General features: G+C 68.4%; 28 protein-coding genes. 13 read left to right on the top strand and 15 right to left on the bottom strand.

The window, feature by feature from the left end:
- Nucleotides 1–53: 53 nt before the first annotated feature.
- Nucleotides 54–491 (bottom strand): hypothetical protein, encoded by a 438-nt coding sequence (locus MKK51_RS14690; protein WP_243978283.1) that lies wholly within the window; start codon nt 489–491, stop codon nt 54–56.
- Between the two features lie 143 nt (nt 492–634).
- Here MKK51_RS14690 and recO point away from each other — a divergent pair, with 143 nt between their 5' ends.
- Together recO and parC are read left to right on the top strand one after the other, a co-directional pair.
- Nucleotides 635–1,375: a DNA repair protein RecO gene (gene recO / locus MKK51_RS14685; RefSeq protein ID WP_243978281.1), complete on the top strand. Its 741-nt coding sequence runs from the start codon at nt 635–637 to the stop codon at nt 1,373–1,375.
- A 53-nt stretch (nt 1,376–1,428) separates the two neighbouring features.
- Nucleotides 1,429–3,681: a DNA topoisomerase IV subunit A gene (gene parC, locus MKK51_RS14680; RefSeq protein WP_243978279.1), complete on the top strand. Its 2,253-nt coding sequence runs from the start codon at nt 1,429–1,431 to the stop codon at nt 3,679–3,681.
- 262 nt (nt 3,682–3,943) lie between these two features.
- Here parC and infA read toward each other — a convergent pair whose 3' ends face one another.
- Together infA and MKK51_RS14670 are read right to left on the bottom strand one after the other, a co-directional pair.
- Nucleotides 3,944–4,216: a translation initiation factor IF-1 gene (gene infA / locus MKK51_RS14675; RefSeq protein ID WP_018045296.1), complete on the bottom strand. Its 273-nt coding sequence runs from the start codon at nt 4,214–4,216 to the stop codon at nt 3,944–3,946.
- Nucleotides 4,217–4,650: 434 nt separating this feature from the next.
- Nucleotides 4,651–5,796: a branched-chain amino acid ABC transporter substrate-binding protein gene (locus MKK51_RS14670; RefSeq protein ID WP_243978277.1), complete on the bottom strand. Its 1,146-nt coding sequence runs from the start codon at nt 5,794–5,796 to the stop codon at nt 4,651–4,653.
- 266 nt (nt 5,797–6,062) lie between these two features.
- Here MKK51_RS14670 and MKK51_RS14665 point away from each other — a divergent pair, with 266 nt between their 5' ends.
- Genes MKK51_RS14665 through MKK51_RS14650 form a run of 4 tightly spaced genes read left to right on the top strand, consistent with a single transcriptional unit; the run spans nt 6,063 to nt 8,735 of the window.
- Entirely contained in the window at nt 6,063–6,386 is a 324-nt protein-coding gene (locus MKK51_RS14665; RefSeq protein WP_243978276.1) for an XdhC family protein, read from the top strand.
- Between the two features lie 9 nt (nt 6,387–6,395).
- Nucleotides 6,396–7,112: an XdhC family protein gene (locus MKK51_RS14660; protein WP_243978274.1), complete on the top strand. Its 717-nt coding sequence runs from the start codon at nt 6,396–6,398 to the stop codon at nt 7,110–7,112.
- A complete protein-coding gene (locus tag MKK51_RS14655; RefSeq protein ID WP_243978273.1) occupies nt 7,109–8,149 on the top strand; it encodes a molybdopterin-binding protein in 1,041 nt (346 codons plus the stop codon). The genes MKK51_RS14660 and MKK51_RS14655 overlap by 4 nt, the downstream gene beginning before the upstream one ends.
- A complete protein-coding gene (locus tag MKK51_RS14650; RefSeq protein WP_243978271.1) occupies nt 8,142–8,735 on the top strand; it encodes an NTP transferase domain-containing protein in 594 nt (197 codons plus the stop codon). The genes MKK51_RS14655 and MKK51_RS14650 overlap by 8 nt, the downstream gene beginning before the upstream one ends.
- On the opposite strand, the gene MKK51_RS14645 is transcribed toward MKK51_RS14650, so the two are convergent.
- Together MKK51_RS14645 and MKK51_RS14640 are read right to left on the bottom strand one after the other, a co-directional pair.
- On the bottom strand, nt 8,736–8,897 hold the full coding sequence (locus tag MKK51_RS14645; RefSeq protein ID WP_243978269.1) for a DUF2256 domain-containing protein: 162 nt from the start codon (nt 8,895–8,897) through the stop codon (nt 8,736–8,738).
- A gap of 12 nt (nt 8,898–8,909) precedes the next feature.
- Nucleotides 8,910–9,776, bottom strand: a complete 867-nt coding sequence (locus MKK51_RS14640; protein WP_243978268.1) for a formyltransferase family protein — start codon at nt 9,774–9,776, stop codon at nt 8,910–8,912.
- Between the two features lie 113 nt (nt 9,777–9,889).
- On the opposite strand from MKK51_RS14640, the gene MKK51_RS14635 reads away from it, so the two are divergent.
- Together MKK51_RS14635 and MKK51_RS14630 are read left to right on the top strand one after the other, a co-directional pair.
- Entirely contained in the window at nt 9,890–10,624 is a 735-nt protein-coding gene (locus MKK51_RS14635) for an SDR family NAD(P)-dependent oxidoreductase (protein ID WP_243978266.1), read from the top strand.
- The gene (locus tag MKK51_RS14630) at nt 10,621–12,171 is read left to right on the top strand and encodes a cryptochrome/photolyase family protein (RefSeq protein WP_243978264.1); all 1,551 of its coding nucleotides are present in this window, start codon (nt 10,621–10,623) and stop codon (nt 12,169–12,171) included. Before MKK51_RS14635 ends, MKK51_RS14630 begins: the two co-directional genes overlap by 4 nt.
- Nucleotides 12,172–12,174: 3 nt before the next feature.
- Here the strand turns inward: MKK51_RS14630 and bcsS are convergent, their stop codons facing one another.
- Nucleotides 12,175–12,870 (bottom strand): cellulose biosynthesis protein BcsS, encoded by a 696-nt coding sequence (gene bcsS, locus MKK51_RS14625; RefSeq protein WP_243978262.1) that lies wholly within the window; start codon nt 12,868–12,870, stop codon nt 12,175–12,177.
- A gap of 394 nt (nt 12,871–13,264) precedes the next feature.
- On the opposite strand from bcsS, the gene MKK51_RS14620 reads away from it, so the two are divergent.
- Complete coding sequence (locus tag MKK51_RS14620; RefSeq protein WP_279601139.1) at nt 13,265–13,867, top strand: exopolysaccharide biosynthesis protein; 603 nt, start codon at nt 13,265–13,267, stop codon at nt 13,865–13,867.
- Between the two features lie 4 nt (nt 13,868–13,871).
- Here MKK51_RS14620 and MKK51_RS14615 read toward each other — a convergent pair whose 3' ends face one another.
- From MKK51_RS14615 to MKK51_RS27205, 3 genes are read right to left on the bottom strand one after another with little or no spacing between them, the layout of a single operon-like run.
- Nucleotides 13,872–14,696 (bottom strand): metal ABC transporter permease, encoded by an 825-nt coding sequence (locus MKK51_RS14615; RefSeq protein WP_243978646.1) that lies wholly within the window; start codon nt 14,694–14,696, stop codon nt 13,872–13,874.
- Between the two features lie 38 nt (nt 14,697–14,734).
- Nucleotides 14,735–15,613: a metal ABC transporter ATP-binding protein gene (locus tag MKK51_RS14610; RefSeq protein ID WP_243978259.1), complete on the bottom strand. Its 879-nt coding sequence runs from the start codon at nt 15,611–15,613 to the stop codon at nt 14,735–14,737.
- 2 nt (nt 15,614–15,615) lie between these two features.
- The gene (locus MKK51_RS27205) at nt 15,616–15,747 is read right to left on the bottom strand and encodes a hypothetical protein (RefSeq protein WP_279601138.1); all 132 of its coding nucleotides are present in this window, start codon (nt 15,745–15,747) and stop codon (nt 15,616–15,618) included.
- A 133-nt stretch (nt 15,748–15,880) separates the two neighbouring features.
- On the opposite strand from MKK51_RS27205, the gene MKK51_RS14605 reads away from it, so the two are divergent.
- Complete coding sequence (locus MKK51_RS14605; RefSeq protein ID WP_243978257.1) at nt 15,881–16,375, top strand: Fur family transcriptional regulator; 495 nt, start codon at nt 15,881–15,883, stop codon at nt 16,373–16,375.
- 19 nt (nt 16,376–16,394) lie between these two features.
- Here the strand turns inward: MKK51_RS14605 and MKK51_RS14600 are convergent, their stop codons facing one another.
- Entirely contained in the window at nt 16,395–17,900 is a 1,506-nt protein-coding gene (locus tag MKK51_RS14600; RefSeq protein ID WP_243978254.1) for an exopolysaccharide biosynthesis polyprenyl glycosylphosphotransferase, read from the bottom strand.
- A 202-nt stretch (nt 17,901–18,102) separates the two neighbouring features.
- Here MKK51_RS14600 and MKK51_RS14595 point away from each other — a divergent pair, with 202 nt between their 5' ends.
- Nucleotides 18,103–20,040: a hypothetical protein gene (locus MKK51_RS14595; protein WP_243978235.1), complete on the top strand. Its 1,938-nt coding sequence runs from the start codon at nt 18,103–18,105 to the stop codon at nt 20,038–20,040.
- Between the two features lie 101 nt (nt 20,041–20,141).
- Here MKK51_RS14595 and MKK51_RS14590 read toward each other — a convergent pair whose 3' ends face one another.
- Complete coding sequence (locus MKK51_RS14590) at nt 20,142–20,501, bottom strand: antibiotic biosynthesis monooxygenase family protein (RefSeq protein ID WP_243978233.1); 360 nt, start codon at nt 20,499–20,501, stop codon at nt 20,142–20,144.
- A 463-nt stretch (nt 20,502–20,964) separates the two neighbouring features.
- On the opposite strand from MKK51_RS14590, the gene MKK51_RS14585 reads away from it, so the two are divergent.
- Complete coding sequence (locus tag MKK51_RS14585; RefSeq protein WP_243978231.1) at nt 20,965–21,363, top strand: helix-turn-helix domain-containing protein; 399 nt, start codon at nt 20,965–20,967, stop codon at nt 21,361–21,363.
- Between the two features lie 11 nt (nt 21,364–21,374).
- Here MKK51_RS14585 and MKK51_RS14580 read toward each other — a convergent pair whose 3' ends face one another.
- From MKK51_RS14580 to cbiE, 4 genes are read right to left on the bottom strand one after another with little or no spacing between them, the layout of a single operon-like run.
- Nucleotides 21,375–22,703: a cobyrinate a,c-diamide synthase gene (locus MKK51_RS14580; RefSeq protein ID WP_243978229.1), complete on the bottom strand. Its 1,329-nt coding sequence runs from the start codon at nt 22,701–22,703 to the stop codon at nt 21,375–21,377.
- Nucleotides 22,700–23,482, bottom strand: a complete 783-nt coding sequence (gene cobM / locus MKK51_RS14575) for a precorrin-4 C(11)-methyltransferase (RefSeq protein ID WP_243978226.1) — start codon at nt 23,480–23,482, stop codon at nt 22,700–22,702. Before cobM ends, MKK51_RS14580 begins: the two co-directional genes overlap by 4 nt.
- Complete coding sequence (locus tag MKK51_RS14570; RefSeq protein ID WP_243978224.1) at nt 23,479–23,913, bottom strand: cobalamin biosynthesis protein; 435 nt, start codon at nt 23,911–23,913, stop codon at nt 23,479–23,481. Before MKK51_RS14570 ends, cobM begins: the two co-directional genes overlap by 4 nt.
- Nucleotides 23,914–23,969: 56 nt before the next feature.
- Nucleotides 23,970–25,184, bottom strand: a complete 1,215-nt coding sequence (gene cbiE, locus MKK51_RS14565) for a precorrin-6y C5,15-methyltransferase (decarboxylating) subunit CbiE (protein ID WP_243978222.1) — start codon at nt 25,182–25,184, stop codon at nt 23,970–23,972.
- Nucleotides 25,185–25,231: 47 nt separating this feature from the next.
- On the opposite strand from cbiE, the gene MKK51_RS14560 reads away from it, so the two are divergent.
- Entirely contained in the window at nt 25,232–25,969 is a 738-nt protein-coding gene (locus MKK51_RS14560; protein ID WP_243978212.1) for a cobalt-precorrin-6A reductase, read from the top strand.
- Nucleotides 25,970–26,029: the final 60 nt, after the last annotated feature.

Raw genomic sequence — 26,029 nt, 5'->3', positions numbered from 1 at the left:
GTATGGGAGCATCACCGGCCGGTCCGGGCAAGCCGTTCGAAGGATTGGCGTCCTCAGCCCTTCGCGTTCCCCATCGCCTCCAGCTCCTTGAACGGCTCCGTCCGGTGGCCCTCGCAGACTTCCTCGACATCTTCGAGGATACTGAGCCTACCGGCCTCCTCGCGGATGACGGCCTTGGCCTTCTCGCCCTTGAGGAAGCGGCGCCCCATCATCCGGGCGGACACGCAGTAGAGGGTGCGGCCGTCATCCTGGAACGGTCCGGCGATGCGGCTGTGCTCGAACCGGACCGGGATCACCGAGATCGACCCGAAGCCGCTCTGGCGCAGGGCGAGGGCGGCCACCCGCTCGCGCATGGTGAAGCTGGCGCCGGGCGCGGGCGCCGGATCGGGCCGCCCGCATCCGGTGAGCGCGAGGGCGGCGAGGCCCAGCCAGGCGCCAGTGGCGCGACGGGAGGTTGCGCGGTCCGTGCGGGCGCGCCGGGAGACGGGCATGGTGGTCGAATCTCGGACGAGGGGAACCTGAGTCATAGCGCCGAACACGCCCTGCGGGAATAGTTGGGTCGATGCAATCTATGTGCTCGCGTGGAACGATCGGCCCGTTTCCAACGCGTCCTCCGCGTTCTAAGGAAGTGGCCATGCAATGGACCGACGACGGCGTGGTGCTGGGGCTGCGCAGGCAGGGCGAGACCGGCGTCGTCCTCGAAGTGATGACCCTGGACCACGGCCGCCATCTCGGCCTCGTCCATGGCGGGCGCTCGCGGCGGATGCAGCCAGTGCTGCAGACCGGCAATCACGTCCGGCTTACATGGCGGGCGCGCCTCGACGAGAGCCTGGGCGCCTTCGCGGTGGAGCCCCTCGAATCCGCCGCCGCGCGGCTCATGGGCTCCGGCCTCGCCCTTTACGGCGTGACCCACATGGCCGCGCTCCTGCGCCTCCTGCCCGAGCGCGATCCCCACCCCGCCGTCTACGAGGCGGCCCGCATCCTCGTCGCCCATCTCGACGACCGGGTGATCGCACCGCTCCTGATGGTACGGTTCGAACTCGCGATCCTGTCCGAGCTCGGCTTCGGGCTCGATCTCAGCGCCTGCGCCGCCACGGGGGGCAACGATGCGCTGGTCTACGTCTCGCCGAGGACCGGGCGGGCCGTCAGCGCCTCGGCCGGGGAGCCCTTCCGGGACAGGCTGCTGGCGCTGCCGGGCTTCCTTCTCGACCGGGAGAGCGGCCGGACCGGCTTCATGCCCCCCGACGAGCGGGATGTAGCCAATGGGTTTACCTTGACGGGGTATTTCCTCGACCAGCACATCTGGGGGCCGCGCGCCATCGCCCCTCCGGCGGAGCGGGCGCGATTCGTTGCGTTGGGGACGCAGAGCGCCTAAGCCGCGTTCGTGTTATGTTCTGATTTGGGCCATGTCCGGCCCGGGAGTTCGTCATGGGCCAGCCCTTCGATCCGCCATCGGGATCCGACGGCATCGAGAGCGTCGAGCTGAAGTCGGCGCTGGAAGAGCGCTATCTCGCCTATGCGCTCTCCACCATCATGAACCGGGCCCTGCCCGACGCCCGCGACGGGCTCAAACCCGTCCATCGCCGCATCCTCTACGGCATGCGGCTGCTCCGGCTCGACCCGAACACCGCCTTCAAGAAATGCGCGAAGATCGTCGGCGACGTGATGGGTGATTTCCATCCCCATGGCGACCAGGCGATCTACGACGCCCTCGTGCGCCTCAGCCAGGACTTCGCCCAGCGCTATCCGTTGGTGGACGGGCAGGGCAATTTCGGCAACATCGACGGCGACGGCCCCGCCGCCTACCGCTACACCGAGGCGCGGCTGACGGAGGTCGCGCGCCTCCTGCTCGACGGGATCGACGAGGACACGGTCGATTTCCGGCCCTCCTACAATGGCGAGAAGGACGAGCCCATCGTCCTGCCGGCGGCCTTCCCGAACCTGCTCGCCAACGGATCCCAGGGCATCGCGGTGGGCATGGCCACCTCGATCCCGCCCCACAACGCCGCCGAACTCTGCGACGCGGCGCTCTATCTCATCGGCCATCGCGAGGCGACCTCGGCCCAGCTCCTCACCTTCGTGAAGGGGCCGGATTTCCCCACCGGAGGCATTCTCATCGACAGCGCCGAGTCGATCGCCGAGGCCTACCGCACCGGCCGCGGCAGCTTTCGCGTGAGGGCACGCTGGACGAAGGAGGATACGGGGCGCGGCACCTGGACCATCGTCGTCACCGAGATCCCCTACGGCATTCCCAAGGCCCGGCTCATCGAGAAGCTGGCGGAACTCCTGCAGGAGAAGAAGCTGCCGCTGCTGGCCGACGTGCGCGACGAATCGGCCGAGGACGTCCGCGTCGTACTGGAGCCGCGCTCGCGCAGCGTCGACCCGGTGATCCTGATGGAATCGGTGTTCCGGCTCACCGAGCTCGAAGCCCGCATCCCCCTCAATATGAACGTTCTGGTGGGCGGTCTCGTCCCGCGCGTGATCGGGTTGGCCGAGGCCCTGCGCGAATGGCTCGACCATCGCCGTGTCGTGCTCCAGCGCCGCTCGCGCCACCGCCTCGCGCAGATCGAGCGCCGCCTTGAAATCCTCTGCGGCCTGCTCATCGTCTATCTCGATCTCGACGAGGTGATCCGCATCATCCGCGAGGAAGACGAGCCGAAACCCTCCCTGATGAAGCGGTTCGAACTCACCGAAATCCAGGCCAACGCCATCCTCGATACCCGCCTGCGCTCCCTGCGCAAGCTGGAGGAGATGGAGCTGAAGCGCGAGCTCGACACGCTGACCAGGGAGAAGGACGGGCTGGAAGAGCTGCTCGGCTCCGAGAAGATGCAATGGTCGGACATTACCAAGCAGATCCGGGCGGTGAAGAAGGCTTTCGGTCCCGAGACGAAGCTCGGTGCCCGCCGCACCACCCTGGAGAACCCGCCCGATACCGCCGGGATCGACTTCACCTCCGCCATGGTGGAGCGCGAGCCGATCACCGTCATCGTCTCGGCCAAGGGCTGGATCCGCGCCCTCAAAGGGCATGTCGCCGATCTGTCGGGCGTGGCCTTCAAGGGCGACGACGCCCTCAAGATCTCCTTCCTCAGCGAGACCACCGCCAAGATCCTCGTGCTCGCTTCCAATGGCAAGGTGTTCACCCTCGAAGCGGCGAAGCTTCCGGGCGGGCGCGGCTTCGGCGACCCGATCCGGCTGATGGTGGATTTCGACGACGGCGCCGAGATCGTCGCCGCCCTGCCGTATCAGCCGGGCGGCAAGCTTCTGGTGGCGGGTTCGGACGGACGCGGCTTCCTCGCCCCCGCCGACGCGCTGGTGGCCAATACCCGAAAGGGCAAGGGCATCATGGGGCTCGACGAGCCGGCCCGGGCCATCTTGCTCGTGACCGCGAGCAGCGGTGACCATGTCGCGGTCTCCAGCGCCGACCGGCTGTTGCTGGTCTTCCCGCTCTCCGAACTGCCGGAACTGTCGCGCGGCAAGGGCGTGCGCCTCCAGCGCTGCCGCCAGAGCACGCTCACCGACGCCCATGTCTTCACCCTCGCCGAGGGTCTGCCCTGGCGCGACAGCGCCGGCCAGGAGCGGCTCGCCAACGCGGCCCTGCTGGAAAAGTGGATGGGCCACCGGGCCGAGGCCGGCACGCTGATGACCCGTAGCTTCCCGAAATTCGAGCGGTTCGGGAAGTAGACGCCCAACTCACCATCGCGGCTTGATCCGCGCTGGTGCTGCGACGATGTTGATGGGGTGGTCGCGTGAAGAAGGAGCCACCGGATGGCCGACGCCGCAAGCCCGCTGACGCCCGATCTCGAAGAGCAACCCGACCGCACTCACCGTGGCAGATCGCGCTGTCCGACATGGCTGCCGGAGCCGCGTTCTTCGGCGCTGGCGCTGCCTTCGTGAAGATCCTCAGTTCCTAGCGGACAGACACGATGTCCGTCAGCACTCTCGCTCAGCGGCGGCGGAACTGTCCGCGGATCGGCGGGCGCGGGCCGGAGGAGCGCTCGTCCTTGTGGCGGAACACGAGGCGGCCCTTCTCGAGATCGTAGGGGGACATCTCGACGGTGACGCGGTCGCCGGCCAGAGTCTTGATGCGGTTCTTCTTCATCTTGCCGGCCGTGTAGGCCACGATCTCGTGGCCCTGGTCGAGCTGCACGCGGTAGCGTGCGTCCGGCAGGATCTCGATCACGAGACCGTCGAACTGCATCAACTCTTCTTTCGCCATCCACACTCTCCAGCCGGAACGCCAGAACGGGGCATTCCGGGACACCAAAAACATAGCCGTTCGGCAAAACGCTGCGGGCGGCGGGTCCGATCCCATCGGATGCGCAACACCGGCGAGCGTCGGCATGACATAATGTTCGCGCGTCCCGTAAGCAAGCTTTTACCGCCGGGAACGCTATCCCGTCGATAGAAAATCACCTGCTGTCCTGATGCCCGAAAGTGTCGCCGGTGCCTCAACTGCCCGGTCCCGGCGGCTCATGCCGGACGACGATGAAGAGACCTCGTCGTCGTCCGCCCGCGCGACCGCGCGGCGGCGGGCGTGCGCCGAACGCACGGAGGACGACCATCGGTCGGGATCGGCACCGCTCGGTATCGAGTGCCCTCCGTGTCGCGTACGGTTCTCACGAGCCGGCGGCGATACGGGAGCCGCCCGTCTCAGGGCGTCACGGCGTTGCCGGCGTAATCGATGCGGCCGTCCGGCGTCTTCCTCCAGACCTGCAGCACGTAGCCGGGCGCCTTGGACTGCCCCTTGGCGTCGAACGCGATCTCGCCGATGGCGGTCCTGAGCGGTGCGCCGGCATGCAGGACGTCCGCGACCTTGCGGCCCTCGCTCGACTTCGCCTGCTCCACGGCCTGTCTGAGGATCTCCACCGCCGCATAGCCCTGCGCCGCGACCATGTCGGCCTCCGGCGTCCTCGGCCTGGCCGCCACGACCTTGGATTCGGGCAGCTTTCGCGGCTCCGGCAGGAGGGTCATCACCGTCCCCTCGGCGCCGGGGCCGGCCCCCGTGACGAAGTCCTTGTCCAGCAACCCGTCGCTGCCCACGAGGGGGATGGCGAGGCCCGCCTCGCGCAGGGAGCGGATGAGCTGTCCGGCTTCGGGCGCGAGGCCGCCGAAATAGATGACCTCGACCTGCGCACGTTTCAGGCGGGCGACGAGGGACGACAGGTCCTTGTCGCCGCGGTTGAGGCTCTCGAACGCCGTCTCCGCTTGCCCGTTCGCCTTGAGGATGCGGGCGACGTCGTCGACGAGGCCGCGCCCGAACGTGCTCTTGTCGTGAACGAAGCCGATCCGCCGCCCCCGGAAACGCCCGAGGAGATAGGCGGCCGCGATCGGCCCCTGCTCGGCGTCGCTGCCGCCGATACGGAAGACGTTCCAGGCCCCGCGCGTCGTCAAGGCGGGCCAGGCGATGCCGGGCGTCACCGCGACGATCCCCGCCTCCTCGTAGACCGGCAGGACCGACGCCGCCACGGTGGCGTTGAAGGGCCCGACAACGAGAGGAACCCGATCGGCGATGAACTTCCGCGCGACCGCGAGCCCCTGCTTGCCGTCGCCGGCATCGTCGGCCACCACGAGGGCGAGCTTGCGGCCCGATGAACCGGCCGCGCGGTTGAGATCCGCCACCGCCTGTTCGGCTCCCGCCCGGAGCCCCTGCCCGAACGTGGCATCCGGCCCAGTGAGAGGAAGCGAGAGGCCGATCCGGACCGGCGCCTGGGACGGGCTTTGAGCGACGGCGCCGGATGGGGCGACGGCCAGCGCGGCGAGGAGCGGTACGGCGACCGCGGGGAGGATACGTCTCATGTGCGAGGCCCGGATGGTCGGCGAGGAGCCGTTTCAGCCTTCATAGCGCGGTCCGACGGCCTTGGCGCGGCCGGAACGACGCGGGTCGTCGCCCCATACCGTGATCCCAGCGTGCCGCTTGGCACGCTTCGGGGACTGGGCAAGGCAGCCGGGAATGGCATGGGCCTCGCCAGCGCATTGCGCCGTGGGCACCGGAGCCTATCTCCCCGAGGCGGCGTTGCGTCAGTGCCGTCATGCCTGAATACGCGCAGCGCGCGGAGTGTCCCATGCTCTCCACCGAAACCGATATCCTGAACGCCGCCGAGGCGTGGCGCCGCGGCGGGCGTGGCGTGGCACTCGCCACCGTGGTCGAGACCTGGGGCTCCGCGCCCCGCCCGGTGGGTAGCCACCTCGTGGTCGACGAGGGCGGCAACTTCCTCGGTTCGGTCTCGGGGGGGTGCGTCGAGGGGGCCGTCATCACCGAGGCGCTGGACGCCATCGCCGACGGACGGCCACGGGTGATCGAGTTCGGCGTCGCCGACGAGACCGCCTGGCGGGTCGGCCTCTCCTGCGGCGGGCGCATCCGCGTCTTCGTCGAACGCATCGACTGAAGCGGCGCCATGAAGCTCGATTCCCTCCGGACCCTCAATGTCGAGCGTGCGGCGCGCCGCGCCGTGCTGCTCGTCACCGATCTCGATGACGGCAGCCAGCGCGTGGTCCGCGAAGCCGAGATTCACGCCGATCCCCTGGCCGATATCCTGGCGCGGCGCCTCGCCTCGGGGAGGAGCGGCCTCGTCGAGGCGGAGGGGCGGCAGTTCTTCCTCACCGTGCAGGTGCCGCCCGTGCGGCTCGTCCTGATCGGGGCGGTGCATATCAGTCAGGCGCTGTGTCCGATGGCGGCGGCGGTCGACCTGTCCGTGAGCGTCATCGACCCGCGGACGGCCTTCGCCACGCCCGAACGCTTTCCCGAAGTTCCCCTGGTGCCGCTGTGGCCCGACGAGGCCCTGGCCGGCCCCGTGCCGCCCCTCGACCGCTATTGCGCCGTCGCCGCCCTGACGCACGATCCGAAAATCGACGATCCCGCACTGATCGCGGCCTTGAAGGCCGACTGCTTCTATGTGGGCGCCCTCGGCTCGCGGAAGACCCATGCCGCGCGGGTCGAGCGCCTGTCCGAGGCCGGCCTCTCGCCTGAACGGATCGGGCGGATCGCAGCTCCGATCGGCCTCGATATCGGCGCCGTGAGCCCGGCCGAGATCGCCGTCGCCATCCTGGCGCAGATCGTCTCCACCCTGCGCGGCGGCGGTCCGCGCGCCGCCAAGGGCGGAGTTCCCGCGTGAAGTTCGGTTCGGTCGCGATCGCGCGGGCCGCGGGGCTCATCGCCGCCCATACCCTTCGGGCCGACGATGTGATCGTCCGCAAGGGGCGGCCGATCCGGGGCGAGGACGCGCGTCGTCTCGCCGAGGCCGGCCTCGACAGCGTGGTGGCGGTGACCCTGGAGACCGGTGATGTCGGCGAGGACGAGGCCGCCGCCCGTCTCGCCGGTCGTGTGGCGGGGGCGGGTCTCTCCACCGGTCCCGCCTTCACCGGCCGCTGCAACCTTCAGGCGGAGGTGGCGGGCCTTCTCATGGTCGACCGTTCCGTCATCGACGCGGTAAACGCCGTGGACGAGGCGATCACGCTCGCGACCCTGCCGCCTTTCCGCCCGGTGGTCCCCGGCGAGATGGTGGCAACGGTCAAGATCATTCCCTATGCCGTGTCCGGCGCCGGCCTCGACCGCGCCTGCGGGATCGCGACGCCGGCGCCCCTCACGGTCATGCCCTATCGCCGCTTCCGGGTCGGTGTCGTCTCCACCCTGCTGCCGGGGCTCAAGGAGGCCACCGTTGCCAAGACCCTGCGCAACCTCGAGCGCCGGCTCGGGCCGACCGGGGCGGAAATCGCCTCCGACCTTCGGGTGCCGCACGAGGCCGGTGCGGTGGCTAATGCCATCCGCGAGGCCGTCGACCGCGACGGATGCGATCTCGTCGTGGTGTTCGGCGCTTCCGCCATCGCCGACCGGCGCGACGTCATCCCCGCCGGCATCGAGGCGGCGGGCGGGGCGGTGGAGCATTTCGGCATGCCCGTCGATCCGGGCAACCTTCTGCTCGTCGGCCGTTTCAGCGAGGTCCCGGTCATCGGTGCGCCGGGCTGCGCGCGCTCGCCCGCCGAGAACGGGTTCGACTGGGTTCTCCACCGCCTCCTCGCCGGCCTCGTGGTGAGCCGCGCCGACATCGTCGGGCTCGGTGTCGGCGGTCTGCTCATGGAGATCGTGACCCGGCCCCAGCCCCGATCGGGCCAGGACAGCGCGCCTGGCGAGGGCGTGTCGGACGATGCCTGATCCCATCGGCATCGTCCTCCTCGCCGCCGGCCGTGGGACGCGTTTCGGCGAGGCCGCGAAGATGCTCGGGCTCCTCGATGGCAAGCCGCTCGTCCGCCACGCGGCCGAGTGCGCGGTCGCGGCGAATCTCGGGCCGGTGGCGGTGGTTCTCGGGGCGCATGGCGCTGCGGTCCGGCAGGCGCTCGCCGGCCTCGACCTGCGGATGGTCGACAATCCGGCCTATGCCGAGGGCATGTCCACCTCCCTGCGCTGCGGGCTCGACGCCTTGCCGGAGCCCACCGCAATCATCGTGATGCTCGGCGACATGCCGCGTATCCGCCCTGCCCACTTGGCCACCCTGGCCGCCTCTTTCGTGGCCGCCGACCCGGCGCCGGCCGCCATCGTGCCGGTCCATCGCGGCGCACGCGGAAACCCGGTCCTCCTGAATCGCGCGCTCCTCGCGCGCGATCTGACGTCGCTCGGCGGAGATCAGGGCGCCGGCCGTCTCCTCGCGGCGCGGACGGATGTCGTGGAACTCGAGATGGACGCGGCCGTCACTCTCGATATCGATACCCAGGCCGCCCTGATCGATGCCGCCCGCGCCTGATCAGGAGGCCTTGCCCGGCCGCTTCGCCTCGTTCCGGCACCGGTCGGAACAGTAGCGGACCTCGTCCCAGACCCGTTCCCATCTCTTGCGCCAGGCGAAGGGCTTGCCGCAGGCGGCGCAGACCTTGGTGGGCAGATCCGACTTCTTGCGCATGCGCGGCATGGGAGCCTCGTCCTATCGGCCAAGCTGCCCGGCATCCGCGACGGCGACCGGGCTCCAGCGGGTGATCTGGATGAAGCCGTCGCGGGCGGCGACGACCACGTGGCGGCGGTAGCGGTGCACGATCGTCCCCGGCGAGTGGCGGTGCGGCTCGCGCCAGCCTTCCGCCGCCGCGACGAAAACGCGGTTGTCGCCGAGGCGCGCGATGGTCTCGATGGTGCCGAAGGCTCGCATCCGCCGCAGGATCGCCTCCACATCGGAGCGGAAATCGAGGGTTCTGTCCGCATCCGTCACGCGGGGCCAATAGGAGCCCTCGCCCTGGGCCTGGGCCGCCCTCCAGCGCCCCGGCAGGTCGCGCGCGATCGGTCCCGAGGCCAGCCGCCGGGCGGCGATCTGGCATTTGGCGAGCAGGGTCTCGTGGGTCTCCTGCGGCGCCATGGCGAAGGTTTCCTGCGCGAGGATGTCGCCCGTATCGAATCCCTCCTCGGCCAGCACGTGCGCGGTCACGCCCCAGTCGGAGCGTGCGTCGGTGATCGCCTTGAACAGGGGGTAGGGGCCGCGTCCGACCGGCAGCGGCGAAGGGTGGAAGTTCAGGGCATAACCGGCCCGGTTGCGCCAGCCTCGGATGAGCCAGGGGTAACCCGCTACCACCAAGGCCCAGTCCGTCCCGTGGGCCTGCGCCAGGGCGTCGAGATCCGCGAGCTTGATCCGCGAGAGCTGCATCGGGATGCGGTGCCGGCGGCTCTGGGCCACGACGGTCTCGTTGTGGTCGTAGAGCCCGTCGCAGGGCCGGGTGAACAGCTTGATCGGCGTCCATCCGGATTCCACCAGCGCTTCGAACACGCCGCCGAGGAAATCGATGCCGGCGAAGGCAAACTTCATGAAGGTCCCCGGGCGTGGTGGCGAGGCGTGCGACTCTACGGATGGGCCCTCACAGGCTCCACGGCAGCATGATCCGCCTTACCTAACCGATCCGGCACGGAATGGGAGCGGTCATGAATCGGGTTGTGATCTACGGCGGAACCGGCGGCATCGGGATGGCCACGGCGCGGGCCCTGCGCAAGCGCGGGATCCCGCTGCATCTGGCGGCGCGCGATGCCGGCCGGCTCGAGGAGGCCGCCGCCGACCTCGGGGAAACCACCTTCACCGCAGGCGACGTCACGGATCCCGCCCATTTCGCGACGGTGACGCAGGAGGCTGGCGACACCTTGGCCGGGCTCGTCTATGCGGTCGGCACCATCAACCTGAAGCCGCTGGCGAAGCTGACCGCCGACGACGCGGTGACGGATTTCAAGCTCAACGCGCTTGGCGCTCTCCTGGCCCTCCAGGCCGCGGCGCCGGCGCTCAAGGCAGGGGCGGGCGAGGCAGGTGCAGGCGTCGTCCTGTTCTCCACCGTGGCGGTGGCGCAGGGGTTCGCGGCCCATGCCTCGGTCGCCATGGCCAAGGGTGCCGTGGAGGGGCTGGCCTTGTCCCTCGCTGCCGAACTCAGCCCTCAGATTCGGATCAACGTGGTCGCCCCCTCGCTGACGCGCACGCCGCTCGCCGCCGCCATCACCGGCAACGAGACGCTGGCCTCCGGAATCGCGTCCATGCACGCCCTGCAGCGGCTGGGCACGCCGGACGATATCGGTGCGCTCGCCGCCTTCCTCGTCTCGGCGGAAGCCGGCTGGATCACCGGGCAGATCATCGGTGCGGATGGTGGTCGCTCGACGCTACGGACCAAGGGGTGACGTCGCCGCGCATTCTCCGCTTCGTCCTCGGCGACCAGCTTCACCGGCGCGTCTCCTCCCTCACCGATCTCGACCCGCACTCCGACATCGTGCTCATGGTGGAGGTGCAGGAGGAGGCGACCTATGTCCGCCACCACAAGCAGAAGATCGCCTTTCTGCTCGCGGCCATGCGTCATTTCGCGGCCGATCTTGAGGCCGAGGGGGTCACCGTCGACTACGTCCGCCTCGACGCAGCCGGCAATACCGGCTCGTTCACCGGGGAACTCCGTCGGGCCGCCGCCCGACACCAGCCCGACAGGATCGTCGTCACCGAGCCCGGCGAGTGGCGCGTCTGGGCGATGATGCAGGGATGGCGCGACGACCTGCCTGTGCCCGTCGAGATCCGCGACGACAACCACTTCCTCTGTCCACGCGCGGATTTCGCCTGCTGGGCCGAGGGGCGGCACGCCTTACGGATGGAGACCTTCTACCGCGGCATGAGGAAGCGCACCGGTCTGCTGATGAAGGACGGCGAGCCGGTGGGCGGCCAGTGGAACTACGATCACGACAACCGCAAGAAGCTGCCGCGCGGGCACCGCTCCCCGGAACGCCCCGGCTTTGCGCACGATGCGATCACGTCCGAGGTCATCGCCCTCGTATCGAACCGCTTCGCCGACCATTTCGGGGATCTCGACGCATTCCGCTGGCCGGTGACCCGCACCGACGCCCTGAACGCCCTGAAGCATTTCCTGGACGAGTGCCTGCCGGGTTTCGGCGATTACCAGGACGCGATGAAGACGGGTGCACCCTTCCTCTACCATGCCCTCCTCTCCCCCGCGCTCAATGCGGGCCTGCTCACCGCGGAGGAGGTCTGCCGGGCGGCGGCCCGCGCCTATGACGAGGGGGCGGCCCCGCTCAACTGCGTCGAGGGTTTCATCCGCCAGATCCTCGGATGGCGCGAATACGTCCGGGGGCTCTATTGGGCCAGGATGCCGGCCTATGCCGAGACCAACGCCCTCGCCGCCACGCGCGACCTGCCGTGGTTCTACTGGTCTGGCGAGACGCGCATGAACTGCCTCGCGCAATGCGTCGCCGATACCCGCACCCATGCCTACGCCCATCACATCCAGCGGCTGATGGTGACGGGCAACTTCGCCCTGCTGGCCGGCCTCGAACCGGCGCAGGTGGAGGAATGGTATCTCGTCGTTTATGCCGATGCCTACGAATGGGTGGAACTGCCCAATGTCCATGGCATGGTCCTGTGGGCGGATGGCGGCGTGATGGGCTCGAAGCCGTATGCGGCCTCCGGTGCCTACATCAACCGGATGTCGGATTACTGCCGGGGCTGCGCCTATGATGTGGCGGCCAAGTCCGGCGAGGGCGCCTGTCCCTTCAACTACCTCTACTGGAACTTCCTCATCGAGAATGCGGAGCGCTTGGCCGGAAACCCAAGGCTGGCCATGCCTTACCGCACCCTCGACGGGCTGGGGTCAAAGCGGCGGGACGAGATCACGTCCGATGCCGCACGCTTTCTCGCCGGCCCGGAAATGCGCGCGACACCGCCGTGATTCTCACCAGGGTTGCCAGACACCGAGGGTGACGTAGGGGCTTCCCCCGCCGTCGGTCTCTGTCTGGTAGCCGAGGGATGCGCGGAAGCTCACGTCGCCGATACGAAAGTCGGTGGCGTGGACGCCGATCCCGAGCTTGGAATAGCCGGTCCCATCCACGTAGAGGGCAGCCTCCGGGCCGAGATAGGCACCGAACACGTCGTAACCCCAGGCAAGGCGGATCCAGGCGCTCTGGCGCGTGGAGCCGAGGATCGCGGTGGCGGTCAGGAGAGTTTTCTCAGTAGGCCGTGCCCACACTTCCCCGTGCAACCTGAGACCGTAGCGGACGGGCACGACCAGTGTGCCAAGGACGCTCTGCTCCACCTCGATGCTTGCTTCAGGCCCCGCAAAAGCGGCGACGACGCCCCATTCATCGAACCATTGGTATCCGGCGAGGACCGCTCCGAGGGCCGTCAGGCGGGTCTGGCTCGTGGAGATGCCCCGTATCGACGGGCCGCGCTCGACCCTCGCGCCGCCGCCGCCACTGGCCAGGATGGCGAAACCGTCCCGATCACGCCCGTCAAACGCGATCTTCGCGCCACCCGTGACGAAGGACGACGCTCCGGCATCGAGGCTGCCGAAGATCAATGCCGAGACGGAGCCCTCTTCCGCTCGCGCCGGGCCGAAGACGAGGCCAAAGCAGAGTGTGACACAGCACATAAGTGTCGGACGACCCGAAGGAAGTGATCCGATCGTCGATTTCGCCGGTCCTCCCACGTCCATTCATGCCCCGGCCTGCCGAAGAACGAGTGTACGGACTCATATGGGAAGTTGTACTGTCGAGTCGAGATGAGACTGTGGTTTGTGTGTAAAGACGGTCTGGTTGTATCGGTATAGGCCCGAAGTCTCGCCATGTACCGATATCGTGATACTTCAAGATGTAAGGGTCTAACCTGAAATGGGCGGTGGAGATGGCGCAGTGCCCGGCGTGGTCGAACGTTGTTCGCGACGGTGGACCCGCCATGCCGCATGGAGGTCCGCGCTGATTCGGTTGGCGTCGCGCGGTGACTAGGATAGAGCCCGCGGCAGGACCGTCGCCAAAGGCCGAGTTTTCTTGTCACCAGCTGCTCGAACGTCCGAAGTTCTCACGGTGCTCGCGGCACAGGAGACGGATCGCTTGACCATCGGCGACATCGTCGCGGTGCTCAAGGACCGTGCCTTCGCCCTGCTCATCGTCATCCTCGGCCTGCCGAACTGCCTGCCGATGCCGCCGCCGATACCGCTCGTCTGCGGCTTGCTGCTGTTGCTCGTCGCGGTCCAGATCACGGCGGGAATGTCGTCGCCGTGGCTGCCCCGCGCCCTCCTGCGCCGGTCCATCGCCCGCAGCGACGTGGAGCGGGCCGCCAAGCGCGCGGTGCCGCTGCTTCGCCGTCTGGAACGCTGGTCGCGTCCGCGCATGAGCCTGTTCGAGACCGGGATCGGCCTGCGGACGGTGGGGCTGATCCTCCTCACCCTGTCCCTGGCCCTCGTCGTGGCGGCGCCCCTGGTAGGACAGATCCCCCTCGGCCTCGCGATCTGCCTCGTCGGTCTCGGCCTCGTCGAGCGCGATGGTCTGCTCGTGGTCATGGGGCTCGGCGTCGGTGTCATCGGCGTGCTTCTGAACGCCGGCTTCATCTACGCCATCGTCTCGGGCCTCATGAGCCTGTTCAGAGTGTAGCCTCTCAGGCTTCGAGGTGGCGCGGCCTGAACAGGCGCCAGACGAGGCCGCCCCTCGGTCCGAACAGGAGCGAGACGACGTAGAGGCTTCCCGCCGCCAGCACGATCGCAGGCCCCGTGGGCAGGTCGGCGCGATACGAAGCGGTGAGTCCGGCAAAGCTCGACACCATTGCCACCACCATCGCCATGGGGATCAGTCCCGACAGATCTGCCGCCCAGAACCGCGCGGTGATCGCCGGCAGCAGCATCAGTCCCACCGCAAGCAGCGTCCCGAGGGCCTGGAAGCCTCCCACGAGGTTCATCACCACGAGGCCGAGGAAGGCGTAATGCACCGGCCCGCCGGCACGGCTCACCGTGCGCAGGAACAGCGGGTCGACACATTCCATCACGAGGGGGCGATAGAGCGCGGCGAGGGCGAACAGCGTCACCGTGGCGATTCCGCCGAGGAGCATCAGCGCCGGGTCGTCGAGGGCCAGCACCGTCCCGAACAGGATGTGCAGGAGATCGATCTGGGAGCCGCGCAGGGACACGAGCAGCACGCCGGCCGCCAGCGAGATCAGGTAGAAGGCGGCGAGACTCGCATCCTCCTTGATTGAGGTCGTGCGGGTGACGATGCCGGCGAGTAGCGCCACGAACAGTCCGGCGGCGAGCCCGCCGATGGTCATGGCCGGCAGCGACAGTCCGGCGACCAGGAAACCGATTGCGGCGCCGGGCAGGATCGCGTGGCTCATGGCGTCGCTCATCAGGCTCATGCGCCGGAGCATGAGGAAGACTCCCACCGGCGGGGCCGAGAGCGAGAGGGCGAAGCAGCCGGCCAGCGCCCGGCGCATGAAGCCGAACTCGATGAAGGGCCCGAACAGGAGATCGATCACGCGGCGTGTCCGTGGTCGTGACGATGGTCGTGGGTGTGACCATGGGCATGGTCATGACCGTGATCGTGCCGATCCCCTCCGTCGGAAGGGGGCGGTGCATGATGATGACCATCGCCGCGCCCGCAGATGGCGGCGTCCTCGTCCCAGGCCTCGGACAGGGCCTGGGCACGCGCGAGATTCTCCCGGGTCAGCACCGTCCCCGTGTCGCCCCAGGCCACCGGCTCGCGGGCCAGAAGCAGCGTCGTCGGGAAATGCGCCTTGACCTGATGCAGGTCGTGAAGGGCGGCGACGATGGTGCGGCCCTCCCCGTGCCAACCGCGGATCAGGGCGATCAGGTCGGCGGTGGTGCGTCCGTCGATCCCGGTGAACGGCTCGTCGAGGAGGATGATGCGGGCGTCCTGCACGATGAGGCGCGCGAACAGGGCGCGCTGGAACTGGCCGCCCGACAGGGTGCCGATCAGCCGGTCCTCGAAACCGAGGAGACCGACCGCGGAGAGAGCACGGACCAGCGTCCGGCGATCGGGGAGCGCGCTGCGCCAGAAGCCGAGGCGGCGCCAGCGGCCCATCGCCACGAGGTCGAGGACGCTCAGGGGAAAGCTGCGGTCGATCTCGCCGGCCTGGGGCAGGTAGGCGATGGTATCGGCGCCGCCGGGCCGGTCGATCCGGCCGTCGAGGCAACGGATCTCTCCGATGATCCCCTTCAGCAGCGTCGATTTGCCGGCGCCGTTGGGGCCGACGAGGGCCATGAGGGCTCCGGCGGGGATCGTCCCGTCGAGATGGTGAACGGCGGGATGTCGGTCGTAGCCGAGCGTCAATCCACGCAAGGCGATGGCGCCGGGCTGAACGGGGGCATCCCCGATGAGGGCATGTGTCATCGTTATCCCATGGCCCAGAGGATCGCCCCCCAGACCAGCCCGGACAGGATGGCGGCGATGATCAGCCGCGAGGCGGCGCCGGCCTGGAACAGGGAGCGACGGGGGGAGGGTTTGATCTGGGGAGGACGCGTCACAGCGGTTCGGGTACCAGGAAGGGGCGGATTTGTCCGAACGGGAGCGGCGAACTATCTCTGGTGCTGATACACTGTAACATCGCATCAGTTCAACGTGCCGGACCACATCGACCGGCGATCAGGGGAGGATGGCGTGCACGACCATAGTGCCGTCCACGATCACGGCGCCTGCTGTGGCAACGCCACGGATGCGCTCGCACGCGCGGAGCGTCTCTGCGCCGACCGCGATCTACAGTTCACGCGGCTGCGGCGGGACGTCCTCGAAGCGGTGGCAACCGAGTCCAAGCCGCTGGGCGCCTACGACATCGCGGAGCGGCTGAGCGGTCAGGGACGCCGGGTCGCCGCCGTCTCGGTCTACCGTGCCCTCGACTTCCTCACGGAGAACGGTCTCGTTCACCGCATTGCCAGCCGGAACGCGTTCGTTTCCTGCGGGCACCAGCATGGCGACGGAGTCGGCCTCGTCTTCCTGATCTGCCGTACATGCGGCAGCATCGACGAGACGACCTCGCCGGAGGTGGACGATCAGCTCGACAAAACCTTGGCGAAAGCCGGCTTCAAGCCGTCGAGCCGGATCCTCGAAGTGGAGGGTGAGTGCGGCGCCTGCCTCGGACACGAACCGAGCCCGTAGGCGAGTCGGTTCGCGAGGTTCAGCGCGCGTTGCGATAGGCCCGCCGCGAGGCGATGGTCTGGATCATGATCTGGAGGTCGAGCCAGACCGACCAGTTGTCGATGTAATGCAGGTCGTGGTTGACGCGCCGCTCCATGTCGAGATCGGTGAGGGTCTCGCCGCGCAGGCCGTTGACCTGAGCCCAGCCGGTGATGCCGGGCATCACGTTGTGGCGACGGGCATATTGCGCAATCCGCCGTTCGAAGCTGCGGTCATGGGCGAGGGCATGGGGCCGCGGACCCACCAGGGACATTTCCCCCAGAAGGACGTTGATGAGCTGGGGCAGCTCGTCGAGATTCGTCCGCCGCAGGATGGCGCCGATCCGGGTGATCCGCGAATCGTTGCGGGTCGCCTGCCGGAAGACGGCGTTCTGCTCGGTCTTCATGCTGCGGAACTTGAACACGCCGAAGGCCTGCTGGTTGAAGCCGTAGCGGCGCTGGCGGAAGAAGACCGGGCCCGGGCTGTCGAGCTTGATCAGCAGGGCAATGGACGCGAGGAGCGGCGCCAGCAGCACGAGCGCGATGGTGGACAGGACGACGTCGAGGCCGCGCTTCAGGGCGATTTCGCCAAAGGTGAGCGGCGGGCGGCCGATATTGATCCCCGACAACCGTCCCACCCGCGCGAGTTTGAGATCGGGAAAGCGGTCCATCACCGATCCGGGACGGAGGTGGAGTGCGGCCGGGACACGCAGGAACGCGTCGACGCAGCGCTCGATGTCGGCCGCATCCGTCCAGGGGACCAGGATGAAGACGTCGTCCGGCCGCAGGAATCGGACGACCGAGACCGCGAGGTCGAGGTCTTCCGACATCTGTGCCTGCCGCACCGACGCATCCTCCCGCGAATCCACGCGACGCAGGTAGCTGGTCCCGATGACCCGGAGATTCAGGGCCTGGGCATCGTTGTTGGCGTGGAAGCTGGCAATGTCCTCTTCGAAACCGACGAGGTGGATCCGACTGATCGATGGCGAGGCGGGGCTCGTCGTCCGCCGGACGAGGCCCAGAATGACGAGACGGGACAGGTACAGGGCCGGTAAGCCCGCGAGGAAGAAGCCGATCGCCACCGCGCGCGAGAAGTCGTTCGTGGTCTTGGTGGCGAAGCCGACGACGAGCACGATCCCCCATGCGGCGAGCCAGAGACTCGCCATGCGGCGGCGGTGAACGCCGCGGGTCAGCTGCGTCTCGATATTGTACTCCTCCCGGACGAGGTTGGTCAGGAGGACGAAGACGGCCACGAGGCCCGCCAGCTGGAAACTCCCGGTCATGCCCGTGGCGATCTGCTGGTCGAAGGCGAACTCGTAATAAATCGCCTCCACGAGGTAGGCGGTGACGATGATCGCAGCGAGGTCGGAGACGGCCAGAGCCGTGGACAGTCCGAAGCGGATCGCACCGCGCCACCGCCGCGGAAGGACGGCCGCCCAGGCGTCGCGTCGCGTGTCGCGCGCGGAGGGCAGGCTAGGGTAGATTTCGGGAAGACGTTGCTGGAACATCTGGGGCGCTGTGTACCGGAGTGAGACGTGGCCTGTGCCAGAATGGGACGTTGTCCCCCCTGGCCATCCTCATGCCTGTCCAAAGCGCAAACCTCGGACCCGCCGGTGCCGCCCAAATCTCTCCTCGATGCTGTCCGAAAGCTTGGCCGGCCACTATGGCGAAAGGCCTGGATTCGTTCCGTGACCTGCCGAGGGAGCTTTCATGCCGCGCGTGACGCTTTCAGGAACCCATCACCGGTACAACGCCGTTGCGGCCGTGGAAGACGGCGGCACATGGCGCATGGTCCTGCCATTTGCGGACGGATCGATCCGTGACGCGGCGCTCGTCGGCCCGGACCGCCTCGTCTGCCTGTCAGACGATGGAGAGATCTGTCTCATCGACTGGCGGCTCGACAGGGAGATCGCGCGGCAAGCGACCGGGACGGATCGCCTCCGTCGCATTTTCGTACCCGCCGATTGTGGATGGATCGTCCTGTACAACAACAAGCAGCCCCTCGACGATCAGCGTTATCTCCACCCCCTTCAGGTTCGACGTGCGACGGACCTCGCGATCATCGCTGAGGGAGACGGTCTGGAATGGACGGTTGGCCAGGACGGGGGGCGACTGGCGGGGGGCGGTGAGTTCTGTCCGCAACCCGGCGAGCCGACTGCCCTCACGATCCAGGGTGACCCGTTCCGGGATCCGTCCGGCCTATTGGCGTTCGTCGGGTTCGAATCCGGCCCGCCGGGATCGCGGTACGGTCTGTACCGGCTCGATCCTTCTGAGGGGACAGTGCGATGCGAGCCCATACCGGATGAGGCGAAGCCGTGGTGGTTCAGTCCGAGCGGCCGGTATGCCGTGACGCCCTCTTCCTCCGAGCCGATGGTCCATGACGGCTCCGTCGGCGCGCACTCGCCGCACCGGGACGCCGTCGCGGATGGACGGCGCCGTGTCGGACAGGCCCTCGAACTCTGGAGGACGACGCCCCTGGGCCTCGCTCGGACGATCGTGGCACGCATGACGCCCGAGCCCCCGCTGGTGATGCGGACTGTGGTTTGGGAGCCGAGCGAGACGGCGTTCTGGGTCCAGTATGGCCATTTCTGGGACAAGCGGGCCGAGTTTCAGCGGATCGGCCTGGACGGCTCGCTCTCGCCCGTCTTCGACTTCCAACGCTTCCACGGAACCAAGATTCTGGCGGATATCGCCGATGCGGCGCATGCCGAGCATGTGGAGATCCAGGCCTTTCCGGATGCCGTCCGCATCCAGCGAGACTGGTGCGCCAGCGACGTTCCGGTCCGATCGATCTCGCAGGACGAAGACGGGTTCCGGGCCTCGGTCTGGTCGGGCCCGAAAGAGGCCGCGGTCCGGCGCTTCATGGCGCGGTGGAACCGCCCCCACGTGGTGGTCGTCGAGGCGTTCTCACAGGCCGCTGTCGCCGAGGGTCTACGCCGTCTCACCCACGACATCCGCGAGCGATTGGCCGATCTGCTGCAGACCGACGTCCTGGAACTGTCCTTCGTGGTCGGCGGCCGGGCGATGACGGAAACGGCCTTCTTCGCACGCGTCTCCCGCGACCGTATCGCGGTCGTCCCGATGCTACGGGAACTCCTGACGACCTATCTCGACGTGCATCCGCGCGCCGTGGAAGCCAGGGGCTTGTATCGTCAGATCTGGGGACCGAAGGAAAGCCACGGCGCGCTCGCCGCGGCCATGCTGGCCCTGCTGCGCCTCGACCCGGACGCACACGACGTCTTTCGAGGCTATCTCGCCAGGCGGGATGGCGAGCATGAGACCTACACCACCAATGTGATGATGAAGACATACATCGCCGAGACCGGGTGGCGCGACCGAGCCATGATCGACTTCGGCGTCTATTTCGCGCTGATCCGGCACCGGGACGGTCTCATTAACTTGAATGGCGGTTTCCTAGAGGAATACGGCCTCCTCGATGCGGTCGAATCGATGATGAGCGCCGACGACTTCGCTGAGGCGATGCTGGGTGAACTCGACCGCTTCGTCGAGATCCCGGATATCGACTGCCGCTTTGGATGGAACGAACTGTATCTCGGCCTCAGGGCCGGCCTCCCCGACACGGCGTTCGGCCGGCGGGTGGTCGCTGCGCTCGCGGGGCGACGCGGCGACGTCATCGTGGCCGTTTGAGACTGCGCGAAACAGGGGACGGCCGGTATGCCGGCCTCGAAGCGTGGTGGCATCCCCGTCGGATGGTATGAACCGATGATGCCGCCGGATGGCGCGGGCGATCAGACCACCGCTTCGGAATGCCGCTCCGGCGACGAGTCGTCCTGTGTCTTGCTCAGGGTCTGAATCGGCTCAAAGCCCTCGAATTGCGGATGGCCGAGATAGAGTGGCTTCGTCGTCGGTGCGCGGCTATGCGCCTTGCGGAACTGCTCCGACCGGGTCCAGGCCTCGAACGCCGATTTGGAAGCCCAGACGGTATGCGACGCATACAGCACATGATCCTCGTAGGCCGGGCCGCGAAGCAGCTGAAATTCGACGAAGCCGTCCATCTCGCCGAGTTGACTGTCCCGCCCGAGCCAGACCTGTTCGAATTCTGTCGTTGCGTCAGGAACAACCTTGAAGCGATTCATAGCGATGAACATGGAGCACCTTCTTCGCAGGGCCGGGGGCGAGGGGCGGCCGGCCGTCCGCACGGCATTCTATGCCGCGACATACCGATTTGAAAATGATGGAAAACATATCATTATTCCGTATTGGAATGGAGCATTTACTGTCATAAATTGGGTGGAGATAAGCGCGATTCCGTTTCGTTATCGTCAGGCGGAATCGGGCTGTCCTTAGTTTGTGGCGGCAAGTTTACAGTCACTCTTGCCATCCTTGCCCGGTTTGTGGTCAAGCTGATTCCACCCACGTTGGATCCAGGGTTTCTCTCGTGATTCCTTGGCCGTTTCCAGAAATCCCTTCCCTCCACGGGCAGGCCGTCGAGACTGCGGCTTCACCGTCTTTTAACTTTCGAACGTACCAGATGCGGCATAATGATGATGACGCGTCGGTTGCGGAGATCAACACAACCGGCCACGACCGTATTGAGCACTGAAACGAGTGATGATGCCCAAGCAAACTACCGACGTCGACCGCCTGGTTGGGTTACGGATCACGGCCCTACGAAAGGCTCGTGGCCTCAGTCAGACTGCCCTCGGGACCGCCGTCGGAGTGACCTTCCAGCAAGTTCAGAAATACGAGAAGGGACAGAATCGGGTTGGCGCTGGCCGACTCCGTGAGATCTCCCGTCTCCTGGAAGTTCCGGTTTCGGCGTTCTTCGAGGAAGACGATGCGGGAGGGACACAATCCGAGGTGTTCGGCTTCCTGAGCGCGCATGGCGCGATCGAGTTGCTTCAGGCTTACGCTCTAATCGAAGACGACCAGCTTCGGCGTGACGTTCTCGCAATCGTACGGACCGCGGCGAAGATGGGAAAGCGCGCAGAAGCTTCCGCACCGGTCTGAACGGTTTTCAGTCATCCGATAAGGTGGAAGAAGCTTCCCGACACCCGGCCGCATCGGTGGCCGGCCATCCCCAGTGGAACGCCTTCCGCGTCCGTGACCATCGCGAGGGCGGCATTCTCGGCCGGAGACGGGGTCAACTCGCTGGCATAGTGGAACTCGTGCCCGACGAGGCGCGATCCGGCTCGCCCGAGGGGACCATCGCCGATGAGCCTTGCGACGCGGTAGCCGAGATGCAGGCGGCGTACCTTGTAGGAGGTCGCGACGGGGAGCAGGCCCGCCATTGCATGCGTGACGCCCGCCGCGTCTTCCAGCCCGAGTCCGAGAGTCATGTAGCCGCCGCACTCGCCATGGACGGGCTTGTGGTCGGCGAAGGTCCGGAGGCCGTTCAGGAACCGGTTGGCCGCCGCGAGTTTCCCGGCATGAAGCTCCGGATACCCGCCGGGCAGCCAGCAGGCGTCGCAGCTTTCCGGGGGCGCCTCGTCGGCGAGGGGAGAGAAGGCGACGAGTTCGGCGCCCGCTGCGCGCCAGCCCGCCTCCATATGCGGATAGAGAAACGAGAAGCCCTCATCCGAAGCGATGGCGATGCGCTGCCCCGGGGGAGGGGGCAGGACGGCATCCGATACGTCCGGCAGGCGGCCCGATGCGGCCGCGAGGATGGCGTCGAGGTCGAGGCCGGCTTCAGCGAGATCGGCGAGGCGGTCGAGTCTTGCGGCGAGATCGCCCGTCTCGCGAGCTTGGACCAAACCGAGATGACGCTCGGGTAAAGCGAGAGTCGCATCGCGCATGAGCACCCCGAGGACCGGAATGCCGATCCGCGCGAGGCCGGCCTCGACCAGACGCCGATGGCGGGCGCTGGCGACCTTGTTCAGGACGACGCCGGCGATGCGGATGCGCGGATCGTACCGCGCGCAGCCGAGTGCCACCGCAGCGGCCGATTGGGCGGCACCGGAGACATCCACGACGAGCAACACGGGCCAGCCGTAGCGCGCGGCGATGTCGGCATTGGCGCCGGTCCGGCCCTCGGTGGCGACAATGCCGTCGAACAAGCCCATGGAGCCCTCGGCGATCACGATGTCGGCATCGCGACCCGCCATCGCCGCCACCGAATCGAGCATGGCATCCGGCATGGCGAAACTGTCGAGGTTGACGCTGGGATAGCCCGTGGCAGCCTGATGAAAGGCCGGATCGATGTAATCCGGCCCGCATTTGGCGCCGCGCACGGCAAGGCCGCGCCGGGCGAGCGCCCGCATCAGCGCAAGCGTCACCGTGGTCTTGCCCGAACTCGACCGTGGAGCGGCGACGAGGAGGCCCGGCGGATGCGATGAGCGTGGCGTTGTCATGCCTCGGCTCCGGGGATCGGCCCACCCGTGGGACGGAAGCGCCGGTCGTAATCGGCGGAATAGAGCGCGCTTTCGCGGAACTCGCGGGCCGCGAGGGCCGGGCCGACGAGGATCAGTGCGGTGCGCTCGAGGCCGGCGGTGCGCACGGCCTCCGCGATGGTGGCGAGGGTACCGGTGATCACGCGCTCGTCCGGCCAAGTTGCGCGGAACACCACTGCGGCGGCGCAATCCGCCCCGTAGAACGGCACGAGCTCGGCCACCACGGTCTCGATGACGTGGATGGAGAGGTGCAGGGCCAGGGTCGCTCCGGTGGCGGCGAAGGCGGCGAGGGTCTCGTGCTCCGGCATGGCGCTGGCGCGGCCGGAGGTGCGGGTCAGGACCACCGACTGGGCGAGGCCCGGCACGGTGAGTTCGCGCCGGAGCAGGGCGGCGGCGGCGGCGAAGGCGGGCACGCCCGGCGTTACCGTGTAGGGAATGCCGATCCGGTCGAGCCGGCGGGTCTGTTCGGCCAGTGCGCTCCAGATCGAGAGGTCGCCCGAATGCAGCCGCGCCACGTCCTGCCCGGCCTCGTGCGCGGCGACGATCTCGGCCACGATCGCGTCGAGGTCGAGGGGCGCGGTATCGACGATGCGCGCATCGGCCGGGCACCAGGAGAGGATCTCGGGCGCCACCAGCGAGCCGGCATAGAGGCAGACCGGACAGCGCGCGATGAGATCGCGCCCGCGCACGGTGATGAGGTCGGCGGCCCCGGGGCCGGCGCCGATGAAATGAACGGTCATCCCGCCTGAGTGGCGAAATGCGCGGGAAGCGCAAGGGCGCATGTGACGGAACGGGAGGAGATCCGGGGGAGGAGCAGGGTCGCACCCTCGCCGGCGGCGGCCAGCGCCGCGGCCTCCGCCACCGAGCCCACCCCCCGGCTCGCCTCGATCCGCCCGGAGCGCGTTGGCACGCCGCAATCGACGGCGATCATCTCGGCGGGTGCCATTCCGATGGGGACGAGGCCGAACGCGGCGGCGGCCCCGACGATCGACGGCTCGGTCGCGCGGTCTTCGGCGGTGGCGATCGCGCCGAGCCGGTTCGGCGCATGACCGCTCTCGGCGAGCGCGCGGTGGACCAGGGCGACGATCTCGTCGGACGTGACCCCGTGCCGGAACCCGATCCCGGCAACGGGCGGCCGCGTGTCGGAACCGTCGCGATGCGGAGGCGCCATGTGCATTCCCTCGCCCTGCTTGCGGGGAGAGGGGAGGATAAGCCGCACCGCTGCCATTACGGCTTCGTCCAGACCCACTGCGTCACCGGCATTGCGGCGCGCCAGCCGTGGAGATGGCCGACCGGGTCTGCATGGGCGACCGACAGCCGTTTCAACTGTCCACCGAGACGGGCAAAGGCTCCGAGCAGAACCGCCTCGCCCTCCAGGGTGACGACGTTGGCGACCAGCCGGCCCCCCGGTCTCAGGGCGTCGATGGCGCGGTCGAGCACGCCGGTGGCCGAGACGCCGCCACCGATGAAGATTGCGTCGGGCGGTTCCAATCCGTCGAGGGCGGCGGGCGCCTCGCCTTCCACCACGCGCAGGTCGGGCACGCCGAGACGGGCAGCGTTGCGGGCGATCCGCGCCGCCCGCGCCGGGTTCGCCTCGATGGCAAGCGAACGCAGACTGGACCCGCGCAGCATCCACTCGATGGAGATGGAGCCGGCTCCCGCGCCGATGTCCCAGAGACGCTGGCCGGCGCGCGGCCGCAGGGCGGCGAGGGTCACGGCGCGGATATCGGCCTTGGTGAGCTGGCCGTCATTCTCGAACCAGGCATCGTCGAGGCCGGGGCTCAGGGAGACGACGCGCGCGTCCCCATCGGCGACGACCTCCACCGCCAGGGTGCTGAGCGGATCGATGCCGGTAAGGGCGAAGGCGTCGGCCCGTGCCTCGTGCCGCCCTTCGCGCGGGCCGCCCATGGCCTCCAGAACCACGAGGCGCGACGAGCCGAAACCGCGCTCCGTCAGCAAGGCGGCGACGGCCTCCGGCGTCGTCCCGTCCCATGTCAGGACGAGAAGGCGCGCGCCAGGCTGGAGATGCGGCACGATCCTCTCCAGGGCCCGACCGTGCAGGGTGAGGCAGGTGCTCTCGGCGAGCGGCCAGCCAAGGCGCGCCGCCGCGAGACTGAAGGCGGAGGGTTGCGGGAAGACCCGCATCTCCGAGGCCGGCAGCAGCCGCGCGATCTCGGCGCCGACGCCGTAATGGGATGGGTCGCCGGTGGCGAGGATGCAGGTCGACCGCCCACGCCGGGCGAGGAGGCCGGAATAGGCATCGGAGATCGGGCGCGGCCAGACCCGCGTCTCGGCCTTCAGCGGTGCGCCGAGGGCGAAATGGCGACTACCGCCATACACGACCTCCGCCGCGTCGAGCGCGGCGGCGGCGGCGGAGCTCAGGCCCGCGCGGCCGTCCTCGCCGATCCCGACGATGGTGAGCCAGGGGGCGGTGCTCGACATGGGCGCGGCGCTCATGGACAAGCCTGCCGGATAAGGAGACGGCGACGATGCGGGTATTGATCCTCGGCGGCACCAGCGAGGCGAGCACCCTGGTGAAGGGACTTGATCCGAGGATCGACGCCACCCTCTCGCTCGCCGGCCGCACCAGCGTACCGAAGCGCGAACCGGTCCCCACCCGCATCGGCGGCTTCGGCGGGCCCGAGGGCCTCGCCGCCTGGATCGCCGAGAATCGGATCGAGGTGGTGATCGATGCCACGCATCCGTTCGCGGCGCGGATCGGCCGCAACGCGGCGCTCGCCTGCGCGGGGACCGGTGTGGCGCTCCTCGCCATCCGCCGCCCGGCCTGGGAGCGGAGGCAGGGAGATCGCTGGACCGAGGTCGAGACCATGGCGGAGGCCGCCCTCGCCCTCGGCGAGACGCCCCGTCGGGTGTTCCTGACGATCGGCCGGCTTGAGGTCGGCGCCTTCGCGCATTCTCCGCAGCACGATTACGTGGTCCGCGCCATCGAGCCCATCGGCGATGCCCTGCCGGTGCCGCGCTTCACCGAGATCGCCGCGCGCGGCCCGTTCGACGAGGCCGCCGAGGCGGCCTTCCTCGCCGAGCGGCGAATCGAGATCCTGGTTACCAAGAATTCCGGCGGTCCCGCCACCTACGGCAAGATCGCCGCCGCCCGCGCCCTCGGTCTGCCGGTGGTGATCGTGCGCCCGCCCGATAAGCCCGACGTGGACAGTGTGCCGGATGCCGAGGGCGCGCTGGCGTGGCTGCAGGAGCGCCTTGACGGCTGAGCGGCCCTCGTCACGGATTTCCTTCCCTCCTCCGTGGGGGAAGGTGGCCCGCGAAGCGGT

Source organism: Methylobacterium sp. E-045 (assembly GCF_022829685.1).
GTDB lineage: Bacteria > Pseudomonadota > Alphaproteobacteria > Rhizobiales > Beijerinckiaceae > Methylobacterium.
The sequence above is the reverse complement of the archived record's forward strand: the minus strand, read 5'-3'. Positions and strand labels throughout refer to the sequence as shown.